At 72.2% G+C, this 19,460-nt stretch carries 16 protein-coding genes and 1 tRNA gene; 11 read left to right on the top strand and 6 right to left on the bottom strand.

Translation table 11 applies throughout. The annotated features are described in order from the left end of the window. Positions 1 to 98: 98 nt before the first annotated feature. Positions 99 to 740: an SACE_7040 family transcriptional regulator gene (locus ACZ5XZ_RS14300; protein WP_468977619.1), complete on the bottom strand. Its 642-nt coding sequence runs from the start codon at positions 738 to 740 to the stop codon at positions 99 to 101. A 134-nt stretch (positions 741 to 874) separates the two neighbouring features. On the opposite strand from ACZ5XZ_RS14300, the gene ACZ5XZ_RS14295 reads away from it, so the two are divergent. The 4 genes from ACZ5XZ_RS14295 to ACZ5XZ_RS14280 are packed head-to-tail and all read left to right on the top strand — an operon-like array spanning position 875 to position 6,667. After that, positions 875 to 2,506 carry a carboxyl transferase domain-containing protein gene (locus tag ACZ5XZ_RS14295; protein WP_468977618.1) on the top strand — a complete coding sequence of 544 codons (1,632 nt, stop codon included), beginning with the start codon at positions 875 to 877 and terminating at the stop codon, positions 2,504 to 2,506. A gap of 26 nt (positions 2,507 to 2,532) precedes the next feature. Next, positions 2,533 to 4,551 (top strand): acetyl/propionyl/methylcrotonyl-CoA carboxylase subunit alpha, encoded by a 2,019-nt coding sequence (locus ACZ5XZ_RS14290; RefSeq protein ID WP_468977615.1) that lies wholly within the window; start codon positions 2,533 to 2,535, stop codon positions 4,549 to 4,551. Further along, positions 4,548 to 5,489: a hydroxymethylglutaryl-CoA lyase gene (locus ACZ5XZ_RS14285; RefSeq protein ID WP_468977614.1), complete on the top strand. Its 942-nt coding sequence runs from the start codon at positions 4,548 to 4,550 to the stop codon at positions 5,487 to 5,489. The genes ACZ5XZ_RS14290 and ACZ5XZ_RS14285 overlap by 4 nt, the downstream gene beginning before the upstream one ends. Before the next feature lie 5 nt (positions 5,490 to 5,494). Beyond that, on the top strand, positions 5,495 to 6,667 hold the full coding sequence (locus ACZ5XZ_RS14280) for an acyl-CoA dehydrogenase family protein (protein WP_468977613.1): 1,173 nt from the start codon (positions 5,495 to 5,497) through the stop codon (positions 6,665 to 6,667). A gap of 102 nt (positions 6,668 to 6,769) precedes the next feature. Here the strand turns inward: ACZ5XZ_RS14280 and ACZ5XZ_RS14275 are convergent, their stop codons facing one another. Further along, positions 6,770 to 8,383 (bottom strand): beta-N-acetylhexosaminidase, encoded by a 1,614-nt coding sequence (locus ACZ5XZ_RS14275; RefSeq protein WP_468977611.1) that lies wholly within the window; start codon positions 8,381 to 8,383, stop codon positions 6,770 to 6,772. Between the two features lie 201 nt (positions 8,384 to 8,584). Between ACZ5XZ_RS14275 and ACZ5XZ_RS14270 the strand changes: the two genes are divergently transcribed. Together ACZ5XZ_RS14270 and glmS are read left to right on the top strand one after the other, a co-directional pair. Beyond that, on the top strand, positions 8,585 to 8,875 hold the full coding sequence (locus tag ACZ5XZ_RS14270) for a hypothetical protein (RefSeq protein WP_468977610.1): 291 nt from the start codon (positions 8,585 to 8,587) through the stop codon (positions 8,873 to 8,875). Between the two features lie 97 nt (positions 8,876 to 8,972). Further along, positions 8,973 to 10,799 (top strand): glutamine--fructose-6-phosphate transaminase (isomerizing), encoded by a 1,827-nt coding sequence (gene glmS / locus ACZ5XZ_RS14265; RefSeq protein ID WP_468977609.1) that lies wholly within the window; start codon positions 8,973 to 8,975, stop codon positions 10,797 to 10,799. Between the two features lie 341 nt (positions 10,800 to 11,140). Here glmS and ACZ5XZ_RS14260 read toward each other — a convergent pair whose 3' ends face one another. Then, positions 11,141 to 11,662, bottom strand: coding sequence for a universal stress protein (locus ACZ5XZ_RS14260; protein WP_384430966.1), 522 nt, complete (start codon positions 11,660 to 11,662; stop codon positions 11,141 to 11,143). 400 nt (positions 11,663 to 12,062) lie between these two features. Between ACZ5XZ_RS14260 and ACZ5XZ_RS14255 the strand changes: the two genes are divergently transcribed. The 4 genes from ACZ5XZ_RS14255 to ACZ5XZ_RS14240 all read left to right on the top strand — a co-directional run bounded on the left by ACZ5XZ_RS14255 (position 12,063) and on the right by ACZ5XZ_RS14240 (position 14,841). After that, entirely contained in the window at positions 12,063 to 12,335 is a 273-nt protein-coding gene (locus tag ACZ5XZ_RS14255) for a hypothetical protein (protein WP_468977606.1), read from the top strand. 349 nt (positions 12,336 to 12,684) lie between these two features. Then, positions 12,685 to 13,965, top strand: a complete 1,281-nt coding sequence (locus tag ACZ5XZ_RS14250) for a GlxA family transcriptional regulator (RefSeq protein WP_468977605.1) — start codon at positions 12,685 to 12,687, stop codon at positions 13,963 to 13,965. A gap of 5 nt (positions 13,966 to 13,970) precedes the next feature. Continuing rightward, positions 13,971 to 14,606, top strand: a complete 636-nt coding sequence (orn, locus tag ACZ5XZ_RS14245; protein ID WP_468977603.1) for an oligoribonuclease — start codon at positions 13,971 to 13,973, stop codon at positions 14,604 to 14,606. Positions 14,607 to 14,765: 159 nt separating this feature from the next. Then, positions 14,766 to 14,841, top strand: a tRNA-His gene (locus ACZ5XZ_RS14240). Positions 14,842 to 14,925: 84 nt separating this feature from the next. Here the strand turns inward: ACZ5XZ_RS14240 and ACZ5XZ_RS14235 are convergent. Then, positions 14,926 to 15,576 carry an NAD(P)-dependent oxidoreductase gene (locus ACZ5XZ_RS14235; protein ID WP_468977600.1) on the bottom strand — a complete coding sequence of 217 codons (651 nt, stop codon included), beginning with the start codon at positions 15,574 to 15,576 and terminating at the stop codon, positions 14,926 to 14,928. A 136-nt stretch (positions 15,577 to 15,712) separates the two neighbouring features. Between ACZ5XZ_RS14235 and ACZ5XZ_RS14230 the strand changes: the two genes are divergently transcribed. Further along, the gene (locus ACZ5XZ_RS14230; protein WP_468977598.1) at positions 15,713 to 16,651 is read left to right on the top strand and encodes a helix-turn-helix transcriptional regulator; all 939 of its coding nucleotides are present in this window, start codon (positions 15,713 to 15,715) and stop codon (positions 16,649 to 16,651) included. A gap of 76 nt (positions 16,652 to 16,727) precedes the next feature. Here the strand turns inward: ACZ5XZ_RS14230 and ACZ5XZ_RS14225 are convergent, their stop codons facing one another. Both ACZ5XZ_RS14225 and ACZ5XZ_RS14220 read right to left on the bottom strand, forming a co-directional pair. Further along, positions 16,728 to 17,774: a chitinase gene (locus ACZ5XZ_RS14225; protein WP_468977596.1), complete on the bottom strand. Its 1,047-nt coding sequence runs from the start codon at positions 17,772 to 17,774 to the stop codon at positions 16,728 to 16,730. Between the two features lie 178 nt (positions 17,775 to 17,952). Then, positions 17,953 to 19,386, bottom strand: a complete 1,434-nt coding sequence (locus tag ACZ5XZ_RS14220) for a sensor histidine kinase (RefSeq protein ID WP_468977594.1) — start codon at positions 19,384 to 19,386, stop codon at positions 17,953 to 17,955. Positions 19,387 to 19,460 lie beyond the last annotated feature (74 nt).

Genomic DNA, 19,460 nt, shown 5'->3' with positions numbered 1-19,460 from the left:
CCAAAGCCTGTATCTAAGCGCTTGCTCAGCGAAAGCTACCGGCCGGTCACCAAAGCTGTCCAGAGGTCAACGAAAACCCGTGCGGGCCGGGGCGCGCCCTAGGCGCCCGGCACCCCCAGCGCCACCGACTCCCCGCTCGCCGACTCGTCGGCCACCGCCCCGAAGGCCCCCAGCGCCAGCCGGTGCAGCAGCTCCGCCATCTCCGTACGGCCCGGCAGGGCGCCGGGGCGGCCCAGGTGGGGGGTGGAGTTCAGCAGGCCGAAGACGGCGTGCACCGCGGCGCGGGCCTGGGACTCGGAGGGCCCGGGGTGGACCTGGCGGACGACCTCCACCCACAGCTCGACGTACTGCCGCTGGAGCTGGCGCACCCGCTTGCGGTCCGCCTCGCGCAGCCGGTCCAGCTCGCGGTCGTGCACGGTGATCAGCGGCCGGTCGTCCAGCGCGAAGTCGATATGGCCGTCGATCAGCGCGTGCAGCACCGCCTCGGGGCACTCGCCGCCCTCCGCGACCCGCATCCGGCCCCCCGCGAGCAGCCGCTCGCTGATGCCGACCAGCAGCTCGGCGAGCATCGCGTCCTTGCCGGCGAAGTGCCGGTAGAGGCCGGGGCCGGAGATGCCCACGGCCGCCCCTATCTCGTCGACGCCGACGCCGTGGAAGCCGCGCTCGGCGAAGAGCCGGGCGGCCTCCTTGAGGATCTGCTCGCGGCGGCTGTTCGGGGCGGGGGCCTGCGCATTACTCATGACGTCGATTGTAGACAGCCGGGTTAGTGCTCGTTAACCTGAGGGAAATGAGGTTAACGGCCATTAACCCGGATGGCCCGGCGGCCGCCGATCGCGGCGCCGGGGCAGGTGATCGAGCAAGGGGGCTCGTACTGATGGAACAGGCACCGGTGCTGGGGAGCGCGGCCGTTCCGGCGTCCGACTCCTGGCGGGCCAACGAGGCCGCGCACCGCGAGCTGGCCGCCGAGCTGCGCGAGAAGCTCGCGGCGGCCCGGCTGGGCGGCGGCGAGAAGGCCAGGGCGCGGCACACCGCACGCGGCAAGCTGCTGCCCAGGGACCGGGTGGACGCCCTCCTGGACCCCGGCTCGCCGTTCCTGGAGGTGGCGCCGCTGGCGGCGGAGGGCATGTACGCCGGCGCGGCGCCCGCCGCCGGGGTGATCGCGGGCATCGGCCGGGTCAGCGGCCGCGAGGCGTTGATCATCGCCAACGACGCCACGGTCAAGGGCGGCACGTACTACCCGATGACGGTCAAGAAGCATCTGCGGGCCCAGGAGATCGCGCTGGAGAACCGCCTGCCCTGCCTGTATCTCGTCGACTCCGGCGGCGCGTTCCTGCCCATGCAGGACGAGGTCTTCCCCGACCGTGAGCACTTCGGGCGGATCTTCTACAACCAGGCCCGGATGTCGGGCGCCGGCATCCCCCAGATCGCCGCCGTCCTGGGTTCCTGCACGGCGGGCGGCGCCTACGTCCCCGCGATGAGCGACGAGGCGGTGATCGTCCGCAACCAGGGCACGATCTTCCTGGGCGGGCCGCCGCTGGTGAAGGCCGCGACCGGCGAGGTCGTCACGGCCGAGGAGCTGGGCGGCGGCGAGGTGCACTCCAAGGTCTCCGGTGTCACCGACCACCTCGCCGAGGACGACGCGCACGCGCTGCGGATCGTGCGGACCATCGTCTCCACGCTCGGCGAACGGCCCCCGCTGCCCTGGACGGTACGCAAGGCCGACGAGCCCGAGCTCGACCCGGCCGGGCTGTACGGCGCGGTGCCGGTGGACTCCCGCACCCCCTATGACGTCCGCGAGGTGATCGGGCGGATCGTGGACGGCTCGCGCTTCGCGGAGTTCAAGGCCGAGTACGGCACGACGCTGGTCACCGGCTTCGCCCACATCCACGGCCATCCGGTCGGCATCGTCGCCAACAACGGCATCCTGTTCTCCGAATCCGCCCAGAAGGGCGCGCACTTCATCGAGCTGTGCGACCAGCGCGGCATCCCCCTGCTGTTCCTGCAGAACATCTCCGGCTTCATGGTCGGCCGCTCCTACGAGGCGGGCGGCATCGCCAAGCACGGCGCGAAGATGGTCACGGCGGTGGCCTGCACCCGCGTCCCGAAGCTGACCGTCGTCATCGGCGGCTCCTACGGGGCGGGCAACTACTCGATGTGCGGGCGGGCCTATTCACCGCGCTTCTTGTGGATGTGGCCCAACGCCAAGATCTCGGTGATGGGCGGCGAACAGGCCGCCTCCGTCCTCGCGACCGTCAAGCGCGACCAGTTGCAGGCGCGCGGCGAGGAGTGGAGCGCCGAGGAGGAGGCCGCCTTCAAGGCGCCGGTCCGCGAGCAGTACGACACCCAGGGCAACGCCTACTACGCCACCGCGCGGCTGTGGGACGACGGTGTGATCGACCCGCTGGAGACCCGGCAGGTGCTGGGGCTGGCGCTGACCGCCTGCGCCAACGCCCCGCTCCCCCAAAGGGACCCCGCGGCGCCCGGCTACGGCGTCTTCCGGATGTGATCTTCATGAGGGGAATGCCCACACCCATGGCAACGACGATGTTCGACAGCGTCCTGATCGCCAACCGCGGCGAGATCGCGGTCCGCGTGATCCGCACGCTGCGCGCCCTCGGCATCCGCTCCATCGCCGTCTACAGCGACGCGGACGCCGACGCCCGGCACGTCCGCGAGGCCGACACGGCCGTACGGATCGGCCCGGCCCCGGCCGCGGAGAGCTATCTGTCGGTGGAGCGGCTGCTGGACGCGGCGGCGCGCACCGGCGCACAGGCGGTCCACCCCGGCTACGGCTTCCTCGCCGAGAACGCCGGCTTCGCCCGCGCCTGCGCGGCGGCGGGGCTGGTCTTCATCGGCCCGTCCGCCGAGTCCATCGAGCTGATGGGCGACAAGATCCGCGCCAAGGAGACGGTGCACACGGCCGGCGTCCCGGTCGTCCCCGGCTCCTCGGGCAGCGGGCTGGACGACGGCCAACTGGCCGCCGCCGCACGGGAGATCGGCCTGCCCGTGCTGCTCAAGCCGTCCGCGGGCGGCGGCGGCAAGGGCATGCGGCTGGTCCGCGACGAGGCGCTGCTGGCCGACGAGATCGCCGCCGCCCGCCGCGAGGCCCGCTCCTCCTTCGGCGACGACACCCTGCTCGTCGAGCGCTGGATCGACCGCCCCCGGCACATCGAGATCCAGGTGCTGGCGGACGGCCACGGCAACGTCATCCACCTCGGCGAGCGCGAGTGCTCCCTGCAGCGCCGCCACCAGAAGGTGATCGAGGAGGCCCCCTCGGTCCTGCTGGACGAAGCCACCCGCGCCGCGATGGGCGAGGCGGCCGTCCAGGCGGCCCGCTCCTGCGGCTACCGCGGCGCCGGCACCGTCGAGTTCATCGTCCCCGGCAAGACCGCGTCTTCCAGGGGGACACCCCCCGGACCCCCCGTGACCTCGTTCTTCTTCATGGAGATGAACACCCGCCTCCAGGTCGAGCACCCGGTCACCGAGCTGGTCACGGGCCTGGACCTGGTGGAGTGGCAGCTGCGGGTCGCGGCCGGCGAGCACCTGCCGTACGCCCAGGAGGACATCACCCTCACCGGGCACGCCATCGAGGCGCGGCTGTGCGCCGAGGACCCCTCCCGCGACTTCCTGCCGACCGGCGGCACGGTGCTGGCCCTGCACGAGGTGCACGGCGGCGGGGTCCGCACGGACTCCGGTCTGACCGAGGGCGGGGAGGTCGGCAGCCGCTACGACCCGATGCTCGCCAAGGTCATCGCCCACGGCCCGGACCGGGCGAGCGCGCTGCGCCGGCTGCGGGCCGCGCTGGCGCAGACCGTCACCCTGGGCGTGACCACCAACGCCGGTTTCCTGCGGCGGCTGCTGGCCCACCCGGATGTGGTCCGTGGCGACCTGGACACCGGGCTGGTGGAGCGCGAGGCGGCCGGCCTGGTCGACGGCGAGGTGCCGGACGAGGTGTACGCGGCGGCCGCGGCGGTGCGGCAGGCCGCCCTGGAGCCGGCGGCGGCCGAGGGCGGCTGGCGCGACCCGTTCTCCGCGCCCAGCGGCTTCCGGCTCGGCGGCGAGCCGGCGCCGGTCCGCCACTGGCTGCGGGTGCCGGGCCGCGACCCGGTGCACCACGACGTACGGCCCGACGCCCCGGCCGGTCAGGTCGAGCCGGACCGCGTACGGATCACCGTCGACGGGGTCCTGCACACCTTCCGCCGCAGCGGCGACTGGCTCGGCAGGGACGGCGACTCCTGGCAGGTGACCGACCACGACCCGGTGGCGGCGGCGCTGCGCGGGGCCGCCGGCGGGCCGGGCGCGGACACCCTGGCGGCCCCGATGCCGGGCACCGTCACCGTCGTCAAGGTCGCCGTCGGCGACGAGGTCTCCGCGGGGCAGGGCCTGCTGGTGGTGGAGGCGATGAAGATGGAGCACGTCATCTCCGCACCGCACGCCGGGACCGTCACCGAGCTGGACGTCGGCGTGGGCACCACCGTCGCCATGGACCAGATCCTGGCCGTGATCGCGCCCCATGAGACACCCGAGGGCGAGCGGGAGGGCACGTCATGACCGCGGCCGGACTGCCGATGGAGATCCGGACGGAGGGCCTGCCCACCCGCGTACGGATCCATGAGGTGGGCGCACGCGACGGGCTGCAGAACGAGCAGACCGTCGTCCCCACGGAGATCAAGGCCGAGTTCGTCCACCGGCTCGCCGACGCGGGCCTGCCGACGGTCGAGGCCACCAGCTTCGTGCACCCCAAGTGGGTGCCCCAACTCGCCGATGCGGAGCGGCTGTTCCCGCTGCTGGGCGACCTCGACCCGCACCGGCTGCCGGTGCTGGTGCCCAACGAACGCGGTCTGGACCGCGCGCTGGCACTGGGCGCCCGCCGGATCGCGGTGTTCGCCAGCGCCACCGAGTCGTTCGCCAAGGCCAACCTCAACCGCACGGTCGACGAGGCGCTGGCGATGTTCGCCCCGGTCGTCGCGCGCGCCAAGGACGCCAAGGTCCATGTCCGCGGCTATCTGTCGATGTGCTTCGGCGACCCCTGGGAGGGGCCGGTGCCGCTCGCGCAGACCGTACGGGTCTGCCGGGAGCTGCTGGAGCTGGGCTGCGACGAGCTGAGCCTGGGCGACACCATCGGCGTGGCCACCCCCGGCCACGTCCAGCACCTGCTCGCCTCGCTCAACGAGGCCGGCGTGCCCACCTCCCGGCTGGGCGTGCACTTCCACGACACCTACGGGCAGGCCCTGGCCAACACCCTCGCCGCCCTCCAGCACGGCGTCACCACCGTCGACGCCTCCGCGGGCGGCCTGGGCGGCTGCCCGTACGCCAAGAGCGCCACCGGCAACCTCGCCACCGAAGACCTCGTGTGGATGCTGCACGGCCTCGGTATCGAGACCGGCGTCGACCTGGACCGACTGGTCGCCACGAGCGTGTGGATGGCCGAGGCCCTGGGCCGGCCGAGCCCCTCGCGCACCCTTCGAGCCCTCTCCCACAAGGAGTGACCCCCATGTCACTGGACCACCGTCTGCCCGATGAGCTGGAAGAACTCCGGCGCACGGTCGAGGCGTTCGCGCATGACGTCGTCGCCCCGAAGATCGGCGAGTACTACGAGCAGCATGCGTTCCCGTACGAGATCGTGCAGGAGATGGGCCGGATGGGCCTGTTCGGCCTGCCGTTCCCCGAGGAGTACGGCGGCATGGGCGGCGACTACCTCGCGCTCGGGATCGCCCTGGAGGAGCTGGCCCGGGTCGACTCGTCGGTGGCCATCACCCTGGAGGCCGGCGTCTCCCTGGGCGCCATGCCCGTCTACCGCTTCGGCACGGAGGAGCAGAAGCGCGAGTGGCTGCCCAAGCTGTGCAGCGGGGAGATGCTCGGCGCCTTCGGCCTGACCGAGCCGGACGGCGGCTCGGACGCGGGCGCCACCCGCACGACCGCGGTGCGTGAGGGCGGGGACTGGGTGATCAACGGCAGCAAGTGCTTCATCACCAACTCCGGTACGGACATCACGGGCCTGGTGACGGTCACCGCGGTGACCGGCCGCAAGGCCGCGTCCGATTCCTCTGGCGGCAGCCCGCTGATCTCCTCGATCATCGTGCCGTCCGGCACACCGGGCTTCACGGTCGGCGCCCCGTACTCCAAGGTCGGCTGGAGCGCCTCGGACACCCGTGAGCTGTCGTTCTCCGACGTCCGGGTCCCGGCCGGCAACCTGCTGGGCGAGGAGGGCCGCGGCTACGCCCAGTTCCTGCGCATCCTCGACGAGGGCCGGATCGCCATCGCGGCGCTGGCCACCGGCCTCGCGCAGGGCTGTGTGGACGAGTCGGTCGGCTACGCCAAGGAGCGGCGGGCCTTCGGGCAGCCGATCGGCGCCAACCAGGCGATCCAGTTCAAGCTCGCCGACATGGAGATGCGCGCGCACACCTCCCGGCTGGCCTGGCGCGACGCCGCCTCCCGGCTGGTGCACGGCGAGCCCTTCAAGAAGGAGGCCGCGCTCGCCAAGCTCTACTCCTCCGAGATCGCGGTGGACAACGCCCGCGAGGCCACCCAGATCCACGGCGGCTACGGCTTCATGAACGAGTACCCGGTCGCCCGGATGTGGCGGGACGCCAAGATCCTGGAGATCGGCGAGGGCACCAGCGAGGTCCAGCGGATGCTGATCGCGCGGGAGTTGGGCCTCACATAATCCGGCCCGTCCGGCGTTGGAGGCCGGACCCGGGGTCCCACCGGGTCCCACCGGGCCGCAGCCGGCGACGAAACCGGCCGCGGCCCGGTGGGCCTCATCGGCTCACCCCCGATGAGGCCACGGCACCTCCGGCGACCGGTAGTAGTCGATGCCCAGCGCCTCCCACCGGGGGGCTTGCGCCGCCAGCCGGTACTTGTACGTCTCCCAGTCATGGGTGCTCGCCGGGGACCAGCCCAGCTCCGCGATGCCCGGCAGCCGCGGGAAGGCCATGTACTCCAGGTGCGCCGAGGTCGAGAGGGTCTCGGTCCACATGGGCGCCTCGACGCCCAGGACCGACCCCTCGGGGGCGCCCTTGAGGTAGCCGCCCGGGTCCCAGTCGTAGGAGCGCTTGGCGTCGACGTAGCCGGCCCAGGACAGCCCCAGCGGCGTGTTCTTGTCGTACTTCATGTCCAGGTAGGCCCGGTCGGCGGGCGAGAGGATCAGCGGGGTGCCGTTGCGGGCCGCGTTCACGACCTGGGCCTGCTCCTGCGCGCCCGTCTTGTCGTAGCCCCAGTACTGGGCGACGGCGCCCTTCACCGGGTGCGCCCCGGTCAGCTGGTGCCAGCCGATCACGGTCTTGCCGTACTTGGCGACCACCGGCTGCACCTTGTCCATGAAGGCGACGTAGTCCTCGTGGCTGGTGGAGTGCGCCTCGTCACCGCCGATGTGGAGGTAGGGGCCGGGGGTGAGCGCCGCGATCTCGCGGATCACGTCGTCGACGAAGTCGTAGGTCACCGGCTTGGGCACGCACAGCGAGCTGAAGCCGACGTGGGTGCCGGTGTAGAGCGGCGGCGCCTGGCCGTTGCAGTTGAGCTCGGCGTAGGAGGCCAGCGCGGCGTTGGTGTGGCCCGGCATGTCGATCTCGGGGACGACGGTGAGGTAGCGGTCGGCGGCGTAGCGGACGATCTCGCGGTAGTCGTCCTTGGTGTAGTGGCCGCCGGGGCCGCCGCCGACCTGGGTGGAGCCGCCGTAGGTCGCCAGCCGCGGCCAGGAATCGATCGCGATCCGCCAGCCCTGGTCGTCGGACAGATGCAGATGCAGCTTGTTGATCTTGTATGCGGCGAGCTGGTCGATATAGCGCTTGACCTGCTCGACGGTGAAGAAGTGCCGTGAGACGTCGAGCATCGCGCCGCGGTAGTCGTAGCGTGGGGAGTCGGCGATGGTGCCGCCGGCGATCCGCCAGGGCCCGCCGCTCCGGGCGCCGTGCCGCTCGACGTCGGCGGGCAGCAGCTGGCGCAGGGTCTGTACGCCGTGGAAGAGGCCGGCCGGGCGGGCGGCGCTGATGGTGACCGCGCGGCTGCCGGAGGTCAGCCGGTAGCCCTCCGCGCCCAGCTGCCCCGTGCCGCGGCCGCCGAGCCGCAGGACGATGCCGTCCGGGCCGCCCTTGGTGGTCACCGGCAGGTCGTAGCCGGTGGCGGGCCGCAGCAGCCCCGCCAGATAGCCGGCGATCCGCCTGGCCTCGCCGGAGCCGCCGGGCACCCGGATCCGGGTGTCCTCGCCGAGGGTGAAGGCGCTCGTGCCGCCGCGCACGGAGGCGGGCGCGGGGACCACCTGGTCCAGCGGGGTGGCGGCCGGGCCGGCGCCGCCGCCGGCGGCGCCCGGAGGCCCCGCGGCGGCGGTTCCCAGCCCCGCGGCCGCGACCAGCAGCAACGAGAACAGCAGTCTGCGTCGTCTCATCGACGGTCCCTTCGGCGAACGTCGTTCATGGCAGCGTGCGTGACACCGTGCAGGCGTGGAGCGACCGAGCGGTGACCATGCGTACCGCGAGCCTGGATCAGGGGTCAAGGTGTAGACCACTTTCCCGCACCCAAACCGGGTACCTGCCCGATTCCGGGCAGATTTCTTGCGAATCCTCGCGCCGCCCCGCAGTATCTACGGGTGCTCGAACGCCGTAACCGCAGCGCTGACGCGCCGCACGATGACCTGGTGGACCACCTGGTGCGCAGCACACCGCTGCAGCGCGGTGAGGCCGCCCGGGTGGTGCTCGACGTGCTGGCCTACTTCGACGAGACGACGGAGGAGTTCGTCCGCAGACGCCATCGCGAGCTGCAGTCCCAGGGGCTGCGCAACGAGGCGATCTTCGAACGGATCCGCCAGGAGATGCCGCACCGCGCCGTGACTCCGCCCGACCTCTCGCCCCGCCAGCTGCGCCGCATGGTCTACGGCTGACACCCGAACGGCGCGCCGGGCACGGCGACCGACGCAACGTCTTTCATCGGCACACCGTCTTCAACGACGACAACTGTCTTTCTCGGAGGGTCACTGTATGTGCGGGATCGTTGGATATATCGGCAAACGTGATGTTGCTCCGCTGCTCCTCGAAGGCCTCCAGCGCCTGGAGTACCGCGGCTACGACTCGGCCGGTATCGCCATCCACGCGAGCGGCACCGGAAAGGCGGCGGGCCTGAAGACCGCCAAGGCCAAGGGCCGGGTCCGCGAGCTGGAGTCCCGCCTGCCCAAGCGGTTCGCGGGCACCACCGGCATCGCGCACACCCGCTGGGCCACCCACGGCGCGCCCACCGACGACAACGCCCACCCGCACCAGGACGTCACCGGCAAGGTCGCCGTCGTCCACAACGGCATCATCGACAACGCCGCCGAGCTGCGCGCCCGCCTGACCGCCGACGGCGTGGAGTTCGCCTCCGAGACCGACACCGAGGTGCTGGCCCACCTGATCGGCCGCTCCGGGGCCGAGACCCTGGAGGAGCGGGTCCGCGAGGCGCTGCGGCACATCGAGGGCACCTACGGCATCGCCGTGCTGCACGCCGACTTCACCGACCGCATCGTCGTCGCCCGCAACGGCTCCCCGGTCGTCCTGGGCATCGGCGAGCACGAGATGTTCGTCTCCTCCGACGTCGCCGCGCTGGTCTCGCACACCCGCCAGGTCGTCACCCTCGACGACGGCGAGATGGCCACCCTCAAGGCCGACGACTACCGCACGTACACCACCGAGGGCTCCCGTACGACGGCGACGCCGGAGACCGTCGAGTACGCGGCCGAGTCCTACGACCTGGGCGGCCACGACACGTACATGCACAAGGAGATCTCCGAGCAGGCCGACGCGGTGGACCGCGCGCTGCGCGGGCGGATCGACGACCGCTTCTCCACCGTGCACCTCGGCGGCCTGAACCTCGACGCCCGCGAGGCGCGCGGGGTGCGCCGGGTGAAGATCCTGGGCTGCGGCACCTCCTACCACGCCGGCCAGATCGGCGCGCAGATGATCGAGGAGCTGGCCCGGATCCCCTCGGACGCCGAGCCGGCCTCCGAGTTCCGCTACCGCAACCCGGTCGTGGACCCCGACACGCTCTACGTGGCGGTCTCCCAGTCCGGTGAGACCTACGACGTCCTCGCGGCCGTCCAGGAGCTCAAGCGCAAGGGCGCGCGGGTGCTGGGCCTGGTGAACGTGGTCGGCTCGGCGATCGCCCGGGAGACCGACGGCGGCATCTACGTGCACGCCGGCCCCGAGGTCTGCGTGGTCTCCACCAAGTGCTTCACCAACATGGTGGTCTCCTTCGCGCTGCTCGCCCTGCACCTGGGCCGCATCCGCGACCTGTCCGTCGCCGACGGCAAGCGGATCATCGAGGGCCTGCGCAAGCTGCCCGGGCAGATCGACGAGATCCTCAAGGGCGAGGACGAGGTCAAGAAGCTGGCGGCCCACTACGCCGACGCCAAGTCGATGATGTTCATCGGCCGGGTGCGCGGCTACCCGGTGGCGCGCGAGGCCTCGCTGAAGCTCAAGGAGGTCTCCTACATCCACGCCGAGGCCTACCCGGCCTCCGAGCTCAAGCACGGCCCGCTGGCGCTCATCGAGCCCGCCATGCCGACCGTCGCCATCGTCCCGGACGACGACCTGCTGGAGAAGAACCGCGCCGCGCTGGAGGAGATCAAGGCCCGCAGCGGCCGCATCCTGGCCGTCGCGCACCAGGAGCAGGAGAAGGCCGACCACACCATCGTCGTCCCGAAGAACGAGCCCGAGCTGGACCCGATCCTGATGGGAATCCCGCTCCAACTGCTCGCCTACCACACGGCGTTGGCCCTCGGCCGGGACATCGACAAGCCCCGCAACCTCGCCAAGTCGGTGACCGTGGAGTAGTCGCGGCCCTCAGGACGCAAAGAGGGGGCGGTGGCCCGCGCGTGCCACCATACGCGCGGAGCACCGCCTCCCCTGCGCCGGCATCGCCCAAACGCCGGCGGGATGCCGCCGCCCCGGGAACCGTCACCTCCCGGCCGGCAGCACGCAGTTGCCGTGCGCGCGGCCGCCCGGGCCCGTGACGCGGCGCGCCCACGTGAGCGTTTTCTACCCCTCACAAGCGCGCAATCCACCTCCGCACGGCGGCGGAGATGGGGAAGTGGCTGCGCACGACGTCCATGACGCACCCTCAATCATGAGTGGCGCAAGGAGAGATGACCGCCCGGCAGGCTTTCCGGCGCGGGTCAGGGGATCACGATCACCGGGCGCTGCGCCCGGCGGGCCAGCCGGCCGGCGACCGAGCCGAAGATCCGGCCGACGATGCCGTGCGTGGAGCCGACCACGATCGCGTCGGCCTCGTACTCCCGGCCGACCTCCTCCAGCTCATGGCAGATGTCTCCGCCGCGCTCCACGAGGATCCAGGGCACCTCGCTGAGGTGGTCGGCGCAGGCGAGCTCCAGGCCGAGCACTTCGGTGCGGTGGTCCGGCACGTCCACGAAGACCGGGGGCTCGCAGCCCGCCCAGACCGTCGTGGGCAGCCGGTTGGCCACATGGACGATGATCAGCCCGGCGCTGTGGCGCCGTGCGATACCGATTGCATACGCCAACGCTCGCTCGCTCGACATGGAACCGTCGAAGCCGACCACGACGCCGTGCCGGAACACGGGGTCGCAGGAGTGTCGTGGCTCTTCCGCCGCTTCCAGGTCCGCCGTCGGTTCGGCGACCTGCTTGCGGTCCGCGGGTTCGGGGAATTCGTGACCGGCCATGGGTGTCTCGGCGAAGGCGTCCTCTTGCGGAGGGGCGAACGGGGAACGGCGATTGACTTGATCCGGCAGTTGACTGAGCTGGCTCTATCGAGGCGCGGGAGCCATAGTTCAATGAGGAACAATACGACTGGGAATCACCTTTCCAAGTCGATACCCCAAGAGTACGGCTCCACTCCCCCGCTGCCCAGAGCCCGCTGCGGGCGCCGGGCGCCCGTGCGAGGCGGGGCGGGGCCCTCGAACGTTCCCCGGAGCATGCCGGAGCGTGGCGCGGAAGGCAATGCCCCGGCCTGCCCCCGTACGTACCCCTCGCGGTGACCCATGATCGTCGGCGGCGTTGTAGTAGCAGCCCGTCCGAGGGGAGTACGAGATGCCGTCGCGGCCGGACAGATCACCCGACCCAGTGAGCGATGTCGTGCGCTGGGGCGCGTTCGGATGCGCCCTGGTGCCCCTCGTCCTGCTCGCCAGCGGTGCCTCCTGGGCCGGCGCGGCCGGCACCGCCGCCGGCCTCGCGGCGCTGACCTGCGCCTGCCGCGCACTGCTGCGGCGGTCCGAGCGGACCGCGGCCCACAAACGCACCCGCGATACCGGACGCCACCGGGACAAAAGGGGGCGTTCTGGGGTAGCGGCGCGCAAGGGCGGGCGCCATTCCGAAGGGCGTACGCCGGTCGATTGAGGCGCTCGCAAGTCCGCGCGCGACCGTTTTCAGCCAACTTCCGGCCGGGTCCCCCACCTTGCCCCGGACCCCCCTCAACCCTGGCGTGAGCAGGGAGGAAAGGACCGCTGGGCATGGTTGTGTCCTACTGCGAACGGGCAGAGCCGAGACGCGTACTTCCCATGCAGGCCCGACGAGTGGAACGCTTCGTGATCGAATGCTTCGCGCCAAGTTGCCATATCGACATACCAGTGGGTGGTGAACTTGGCACTCCATCCTCACGGAACACAGTAGATTCGATCTTGGTAGTTACGGCGGGGGAACTGTGCAGGACCGAGAGGGCGAGACGACCGAGGGGGGCTTAAGTGCCATGAGCCAGGACTCCGCTGCCGTACCAGATGCCGCACGCAAGCTCGCCGCCCGACGACGCCGCGAAATAGTCGCGGTGCTCCTCTTCAGCGGCGGACCTATTTTCGAGAGCTCCATTCCGCTCTCGGTCTTCGGCATCGACCGACAGGACGCCGGCGTTCCGAGGTACCGGCTGCTTGTGTGCGCGGGCGAAGATGCGCCTTTGCGCACGACCGGGGGGCTCGAACTATCCGCCCCCTACGGGCTGGAGGCGATCTCCCGTGCCGGGACCGTCGTCGTACCGGCCTGGCGTTCCATCACACAGGCCCCGCCGCCCGCCGCGCTCGACGCGCTGCGCCGGGCGCATGAAGAGGGGGCCAGAATCGTCGGGCTGTGCACGGGGGCGTTCGTCCTCGCCGCGGCCGGACTGCTCGACGGCCGACCGGCCACGACCCATTGGATGTACGCGCCGACGCTCGCCAAGCGTTATCCGTCCGTCCATGTCGACCCCCGCGAGCTCTTCGTCGACGACGGCGACGTGCTCACGTCCGCGGGGACCGCGGCGGGCATCGACCTGTGCCTGCACATCGTGCGCACCGACCACGGCGCGGACGCCGCGAACGCGCTGGCCCGCCGGCTCGTCGTGCCGCCCCGCCGGACCGCCTCCGACATGGGGCACCAGCGCTACCTGGACAGGTCATTACCAGAAGAGATCGGCGCCGACCCGCTCGCGGAGGTCGTCGCCTGGGCGCTGGAGCACCTCCACGAGCAGTTCGACGTGGAGACCCTCGCCGCGCGCGCGTACATGAGCCGGCGCACCTTCGACCGGCGCTTCCGCTCCCTGACGGGCAGCGCTCCCCTGCAGTGGCTGATCACCCAGCGGGTGCTGCAGGCCCAGCGGCTGCTGGAGACCTCCGACTATTCGGTGGACGAGGTCGCCGGGCGCTGCGGGTTCCGCTCGCCGGTCGCCCTGCGCGGCCACTTCCGGCGGCAGCTGGGCGCCTCGCCCGCGGCCTACCGCGCGGCCTACCGTGCGCGCCGGCCGCAGAACGGGGCACCCGAGCCCGCGCTCAGACCGGAGCGGGCCGAGCGGCCCGAGCGCGAGCGGGCGGCGCTGGGGGCGGGCGGCGCGGAGCGGTTCTCCGCCGCCGCGCTGGCCGGCCACGGCCTGGCGACGGCGGAAGCGGGCGAAGCGGGCAAACCCCAGTCGGACGCGTATGCCTCCCGGCTGGCGGAGACCCCGGTCGGCCGCGGAGTGGGACGCCCCGTGCTGCCCGGACAGCGTGAGCGCCCCGTAGGGTGAGATGTATGAACGATCGCATGGTGTGGATCGACTGCGAGATGACCGGACTCTCGCTGGCGAATGACGCGCTCATCGAGGTGGCCGCGCTGGTCACCGACTCGGAGCTGAATGTGCTGGGCGACGGGGTGGATGTGGTGATCCGCCCTCCGGCCGAGGCGCTCGGCACCATGCCGGAGGTGGTGCGCCAGATGCACACCGCCTCCGGGCTGCTGGCGGAGCTGGACGGCGGAACGACGCTGGAGGCGGCCGAGGCGCAGGTGCTCGCTTATATCAAGGAGCATGTGCCGGAGCCGGGGAAGGCGCCGCTGTGCGGCAACTCCGTCGGCACCGACCGTGGCTTCCTGCTGCGCGACATGCCGACGCTGGAGAGCTACCTCCACTACCGGATCGTCGATGTGTCGTCCGTGAAGGAGCTGGCCCGGCGCTGGTTCCCGCGGGCCTACTTCAACAGTCCGGACAAGAACGGCAACCACCGGGCACTGGCGGACATCCGCGAATCCATCGCGGAGCTGCGCTACTACCGGGAGGCGGTGTTCGTGCCGCAGCCCGGCCCCGACTCGGACACCGCGAAGGCCATCGCCGCCAAGCACGTCCTGCCGGCCGAACCGCAGCCGGCGCCGCAGTCCGCACCGTCGCCGTAAGGCGGCCGGGGCTGTCTTTCGGGTCACGGCCTGACCTGCCGTGACCCGAAAGACACGCCCGCGCCCGGCAGGTGGAAAACCTGGGCGCGAGCACCCCTCCGGACCCTGTACACTTTTTCTCAGCCGGTGGGGAAAAAGAACCACACAGCACCGGTCATGGTGGGTATAGCTCAGCTGGTAGAGCACCTGGTTGTGGTCCAGGATGTCGCGGGTTCAAGTCCCGTTACTCACCCCACGTCAAGGCCCCCGACCTCAGGTCGGGGGCCTTGAACGTTATGCGCTGCGCCCGGCGGGGCGGCGCGGGGCCGGGCGGCGCGGATCAGTAGCCGACGGTGAAACGCTCGCCGATGTGCTGCGGGCGCTCGATCTCGTCGAGGACGGCGACGGCGTAGTCCTCGGTGGAGATCCGGCTGCTGCCGTCTGCGGCGGCGACCAGCTCGTCGGTGGCGGTGCGGTAACCGCCGGTGCGCTCGCCGGGCGCGATGGTGGCGGCCGGGCTCAGGTTGGTCCAGCGCACGTCGGAGACGGTCCGGTAGAAGTCCAGCGCGTCGCCGTGGGCGTGCATGATCTGCAGCAGGAACTCGGGCAGGCCCTCCGCGTCCCAGACCTGCTTGCCGTCCGGGGTGCGCAGCGAGCCGGCGCCGCCGACCGCGATCAGCCGGGGCGCGGCGTCGCCGAGGGTGCGCAGACCGGCGACGAGGGACTCGGCGGCGGGCCTGATGGTGGCGACATGGCCCGGCCCGTCGCCGCCGCCGACCGCGCTGACCAGCACGTCCTGGCCCTTGGCCACCGCGGCGACGGAGGCCGGGTCGAGGATGTCGCCGGTGGTCACGGTCAGGTTCGGATGGGTCGTGGTGATCTTCGCGGGGTCGCGGACGACCGCGGTGACCTGGTGGCCGCGCTGGAGGGCCTCGTGGAGGATGCGGCTTCCGATGGTGCCGTTGGCTCCGAAGAGGGCGATCGTGGACATGGTGACTCCCAGCTGTGCGGTGTCCGGTGGTCGGTGTGACCGTACTGCGGACTGACGTTTTCGGTCAGCGGACTCGCTGACGTCTTCTACGCTAGAGCCGGTAGCGGGACATTTCGGGGTGGCGAAGGGACCAGGGATGGTCAAAAAGCGACAGCAGGAGCCGGAGCCCGTTCCGGAGATCCGGGAGGTCGCGTTCGCCGCGCCGGCCGGGCGGCCCACGGGCCTGGAGGTGATGACGCTCGCCGAGCTGCGCGAGCGCGCGGACGCCTGCCAACTGGCCACCCCGCACCGCCCCGGCTTCCACCATCTGCTGACCCTGGACAGCGGCCGGCTGGTGCACAGCGTCGACTTCCGGGAGCATCCGCTCGGCCCGGGCGATCTGCTGTGGTCGCGCCCCGGGCAGGTCCAGCACTTCGGTGATCTGACCGGTGCGGAGGGGCGGCTGGTGCTCTTCGAGGCCGGCTTCCTGGATCCGGCGACCGCGGCCGCGGCCCGGATCGAGGACTGGTACGGGCCGCCCGTACGGCATCCGCAGGGCGCGGCGGCGCGGCGGGTGGAGGAGGCGATGCGCCAACTGCACCAGGAGTTCGGGGCGCTGGGCGGGCTGCCGCTGGAGATCCACCTGGAGGTGCTGCGGCACCTGCTGGCCGTACTGGTGCTGCGGGTCTCCCACGCGGGCGGGCCCGCCGACGGCGAGGCCGCCGGCTGCGAGGCGAGCGAGACGTACCTGCGCTTCCGGGACGCGGTGGAGCGGGGCTTCACCCGCAGCCGCCGGGTGGCCGACTACGCCCGCGCGCTGGGGTACGCGCCGCGCACCCTCTCGCGGGCCACCGAGGCCGCCGCGGGGACCGGGGCGAAGGAGTTCATCGACCGCAGGGTGGCGCTGGAGGCCAAGCGGCTGCTGGCGCACGGCGACCAGTCGGCGGCCCGGATCGCGGACCGGCTGGGCTTCGCCGACGCCACCAACTTCAGCAAGTTCTTCCAGCGGCAGACCGGCAGCACCCCGATCGCCTTCCGGGTGGCGGTGCGGGGCGGGGCGCAGCGGGTGGGGGGTGGGCCGCCGCGCCCCGCCTAGGGCGCGTGCGGACACGCCCTGGGGGACGGTGGTCCGGGACGACGGGCCGGACCTCCGGTGGGGGTGGGACCTTGTCTCAGCCGGTGTAGGCGCCGAAGGCCTTGGTGAAGTCCAACGGGCCCTGCTCGATGGAGCTGCAGGTCGGCTGCGCGGAGGGGGAAGAGCCGCCCTCACAGGCCTTGTCGCGGGTCGAGGACCACATCGACAGCCCGCCCAGGTGCTTGTCCTTGGCGAACTTCACCAGCTGGGTGGCGTCCTCGACCTTGAAGACCTCCTTCTGGACGTCGTTGACGCCGATCATGGGCGTCACGGCGACGGCCTTCCAGGCGGCCGCGTCGCTCAGGCCGAGGGCCTTTTTGATCTGGCCCCGGGTGGCGGTGGCGGCCTGGGTGGCGTAGGTGCCCATGTCGCCGTCGTAGGAGGGGCCGTAGTCCATCGCCATGATGTTGACGGCGGAGACCTTGACGCCGTTCTTCTTGGCGTCGGCGACCAGGTTCACCCCGTCCTGGGTCAGGCCCTCGGGCATGACCGGGAGGGTGAAGGAGACGTCCAGGCCGGGGTGCTTCTTCTGGAGCTGGGCGATGGCCTGGGCGCGGCGGGTGTTGGCGGCGGTGTTCGGCAGCGCGCCGCCCTCGATGTCGAAGTCGACCTTGGTGAGCTTGAACTGGTCGATGACCTTGCCGTACGCGGCGGCCAGCTCGTCCGCCGAGCCGCAGGCCAGGCCGAGTTCGGAGCCGTTGGCGCCGCCGAAGGAGACCCGTACGTCGCCGCCCGCCTTGCGCAGCCGGGGTATCTGCCGGGCCACCGGGTTGTCGCCGAGCTCGCCCGAGCCGCCCCACTTGGGAGTGCAGCCGCCGCCGGAGGTGACGAAGGCGAGGTGGAAGTTCTTCACCCCGGTCTTCTCGGCGGTGCCGGTCAGGTCGTAGGCGGGGCTGAGGGAGGTGTCGACGTACGGGGCGAAGCCGGCCGCGGCCTTGGCGGCGCCGGGGGTCCGGGGCGCCTTGTCGGCCATGGCGGAGCCGGCGACGGCGAAGGCGCCGCCGGCCACGACGGCCACGGCCGCGCCGGTCACGATCAGCTGGGTGGTGCGGCTCTTGCGCCGGCGGTGTGCCGAGGGGGTCATCTGGTGCCTGCCTGTCGTCACGTGGGGGGCTGGGGTGCACCGTGGTGCGTCCCGCACGCTAGCGGCAGCGAAACGGACAAATGCCGGTATCCGCACGTCGGTTGGCGGAATTATGGCTGCCTTAAGGGAGCGGAAGGGGGTGGTTAAGACCACTGGTCTATGCCGCGTGCCCGGTCGCTCAGGAGCCGGCCCGGGCGGCCCCCCGCCGTCCCCGGCCGCCGAGCGTGCGGCGCAGCCGGTGGCCGCGGCGTACGCCGTGCCGGTCCCGGCCGCCGTCCAGCGCCAGCCAGACCCGTACCTCGGTGCCGCCGAGGACCGAGCGCCCCAGACGCACATCGCCACCGGTGGACTCGGCCAGCCGGCGCACGATGTCCAGGCCGAGGCCGGTCGAGCCTGGCCCGGCTGCCGCTGGGAGGTGCCCCCGCCCGCCACCGCCCGACCAGCCGCGGCGCAGCGCCGCGGCGGGGTCGGCGATGCCGGGACCGGCGTCCGAGACCAGCACGATCACGGCCCCCTCGGCGTGGTGCACATCGACCGCGAAGGCGGTGCCCTCGGGGGTGTGCCGGAAGACGTTGCCGAGCATCGCGTCCAGGGCGGCGGCGAGTTCGGGGCGGGCGACCGGGATGCGTACGGGGTTCTCCGCGCCGGCGACGCGCACGGTACGGCCCTCGTCCTCGGCGAGCGCCGACCAGAAGGCCATCCGCTCGCGGATCACCTCTGCGGCGTCGCAGCCGGCCGCGGCCGCCGCCTGCCCGGTCTGCGCCTTCTGCTCGCGCGCGGTGCGGATGATCTGGTCGACCTCGCGCTCCAGCTGCTCGACGGCGGCCCGGGTCTGCTCGGCGGCCGAGGTGTCGCCGAGCGAGGCGGTGTTGAGCCGCAGGACGGTCAGCGGGGTGCGCAGCCGGTGCGAGAGGTCGGCGGCCAGTTCGCGTTCGTTGGCGAGCAGTTGGACGACCTGGTCGGCCATGGAGTTGAAGGCGCTGGCCGCGGACCGCAGCTCCTTGGGGCCGTCCTCCGGGACGCGTACGCCGAGTCTGCCCTTGCCGAGGTCGAGGGCGGCGCCCGCGAGCCGCTCGGCGGGCCGCACCATGCGGGTGCCGAGCCGGTCGGCGACCGCCACCGAGCCGATGACCAGCGCGAGGCCGACGCCGGCCAGCACCGCCCAGGAGGTGGTGACGCCGTTGGTGAGCGCGGCGTCGGGGACGAAGACCTCCACGACCGCGATGCCGGAGGCGACGGCGGTCGGCTGCAGGAGCGCGGAGCCGCCGGGGACCGGCGAGATGGAGGCCCGGCCGAGCCGGACGGCGGCCGCGACATCGGCGGGGGCGGCCCGCCGGGAGCCGATCTCGGCGGGTGCGCCGTTCTTGCCGGCCGGGACGTGAACGCCGATCCGGCCCCCCGGCCCGGTCTCGGCGCTGGCGACCGCCCGCTCCAGCTGGGCGCGGTCGGTGGTGATGGCGAGGACCGGGCCGATGGTCGCGGCCTGCCGTTCGGCGTTGGAGTAGGCGCGGTCGCGGGCCAGCTCCTTGACGACCAGCCCGAGGGGGACGGCGAAGGCGACCACGACCATCGTGGTGACCGCCAGTGCCACCTTGACCAGGGCCCATCTCACGGTGTCTCATCCCTCGCTTCTCCGCCCGCGAGGCGCAGAGGCGCGGCTCTCTGCGTCGTCTGCGGCCCGGCGGC

The organism is Streptomyces sp. NPDC033270, from assembly GCF_055576575.1.
Note: the sequence above shows the minus strand (reverse complement) of the source record. Positions and strands in the feature narration are given on the sequence as shown.

Coding starts and splice junctions, on each gene's coding strand:
- ACZ5XZ_RS14230 (WP_468977598.1), top strand. CDS start 15,713: ATGGTCAAAAAGCGACAGCAGGAGCCGGAGCCCGTTCCGGAGATCCGG.
- ACZ5XZ_RS14300 (WP_468977619.1), bottom strand. CDS start 740: ATGAGTAATGCGCAGGCCCCCGCCCCGAACAGCCGCCGCGAGCAGATC.
- ACZ5XZ_RS14235 (WP_468977600.1), bottom strand. CDS start 15,576: ATGTCCACGATCGCCCTCTTCGGAGCCAACGGCACCATCGGAAGCCGC.
- glmS (WP_468977609.1), top strand. CDS start 8,973: ATGTGCGGGATCGTTGGATATATCGGCAAACGTGATGTTGCTCCGCTG.
- ACZ5XZ_RS14260 (WP_384430966.1), bottom strand. CDS start 11,662: ATGGCCGGTCACGAATTCCCCGAACCCGCGGACCGCAAGCAGGTCGCC.
- ACZ5XZ_RS14275 (WP_468977611.1), bottom strand. CDS start 8,383: ATGAGACGACGCAGACTGCTGTTCTCGTTGCTGCTGGTCGCGGCCGCG.
- ACZ5XZ_RS14295 (WP_468977618.1), top strand. CDS start 875: ATGGAACAGGCACCGGTGCTGGGGAGCGCGGCCGTTCCGGCGTCCGAC.
- ACZ5XZ_RS14290 (WP_468977615.1), top strand. CDS start 2,533: ATGGCAACGACGATGTTCGACAGCGTCCTGATCGCCAACCGCGGCGAG.
- ACZ5XZ_RS14280 (WP_468977613.1), top strand. CDS start 5,495: ATGTCACTGGACCACCGTCTGCCCGATGAGCTGGAAGAACTCCGGCGC.
- ACZ5XZ_RS14225 (WP_468977596.1), bottom strand. CDS start 17,774: ATGACCCCCTCGGCACACCGCCGGCGCAAGAGCCGCACCACCCAGCTG.
- ACZ5XZ_RS14250 (WP_468977605.1), top strand. CDS start 12,685: ATGAGCCAGGACTCCGCTGCCGTACCAGATGCCGCACGCAAGCTCGCC.
- orn (WP_468977603.1), top strand. CDS start 13,971: ATGAACGATCGCATGGTGTGGATCGACTGCGAGATGACCGGACTCTCG.
- ACZ5XZ_RS14285 (WP_468977614.1), top strand. CDS start 4,548: ATGACCGCGGCCGGACTGCCGATGGAGATCCGGACGGAGGGCCTGCCC.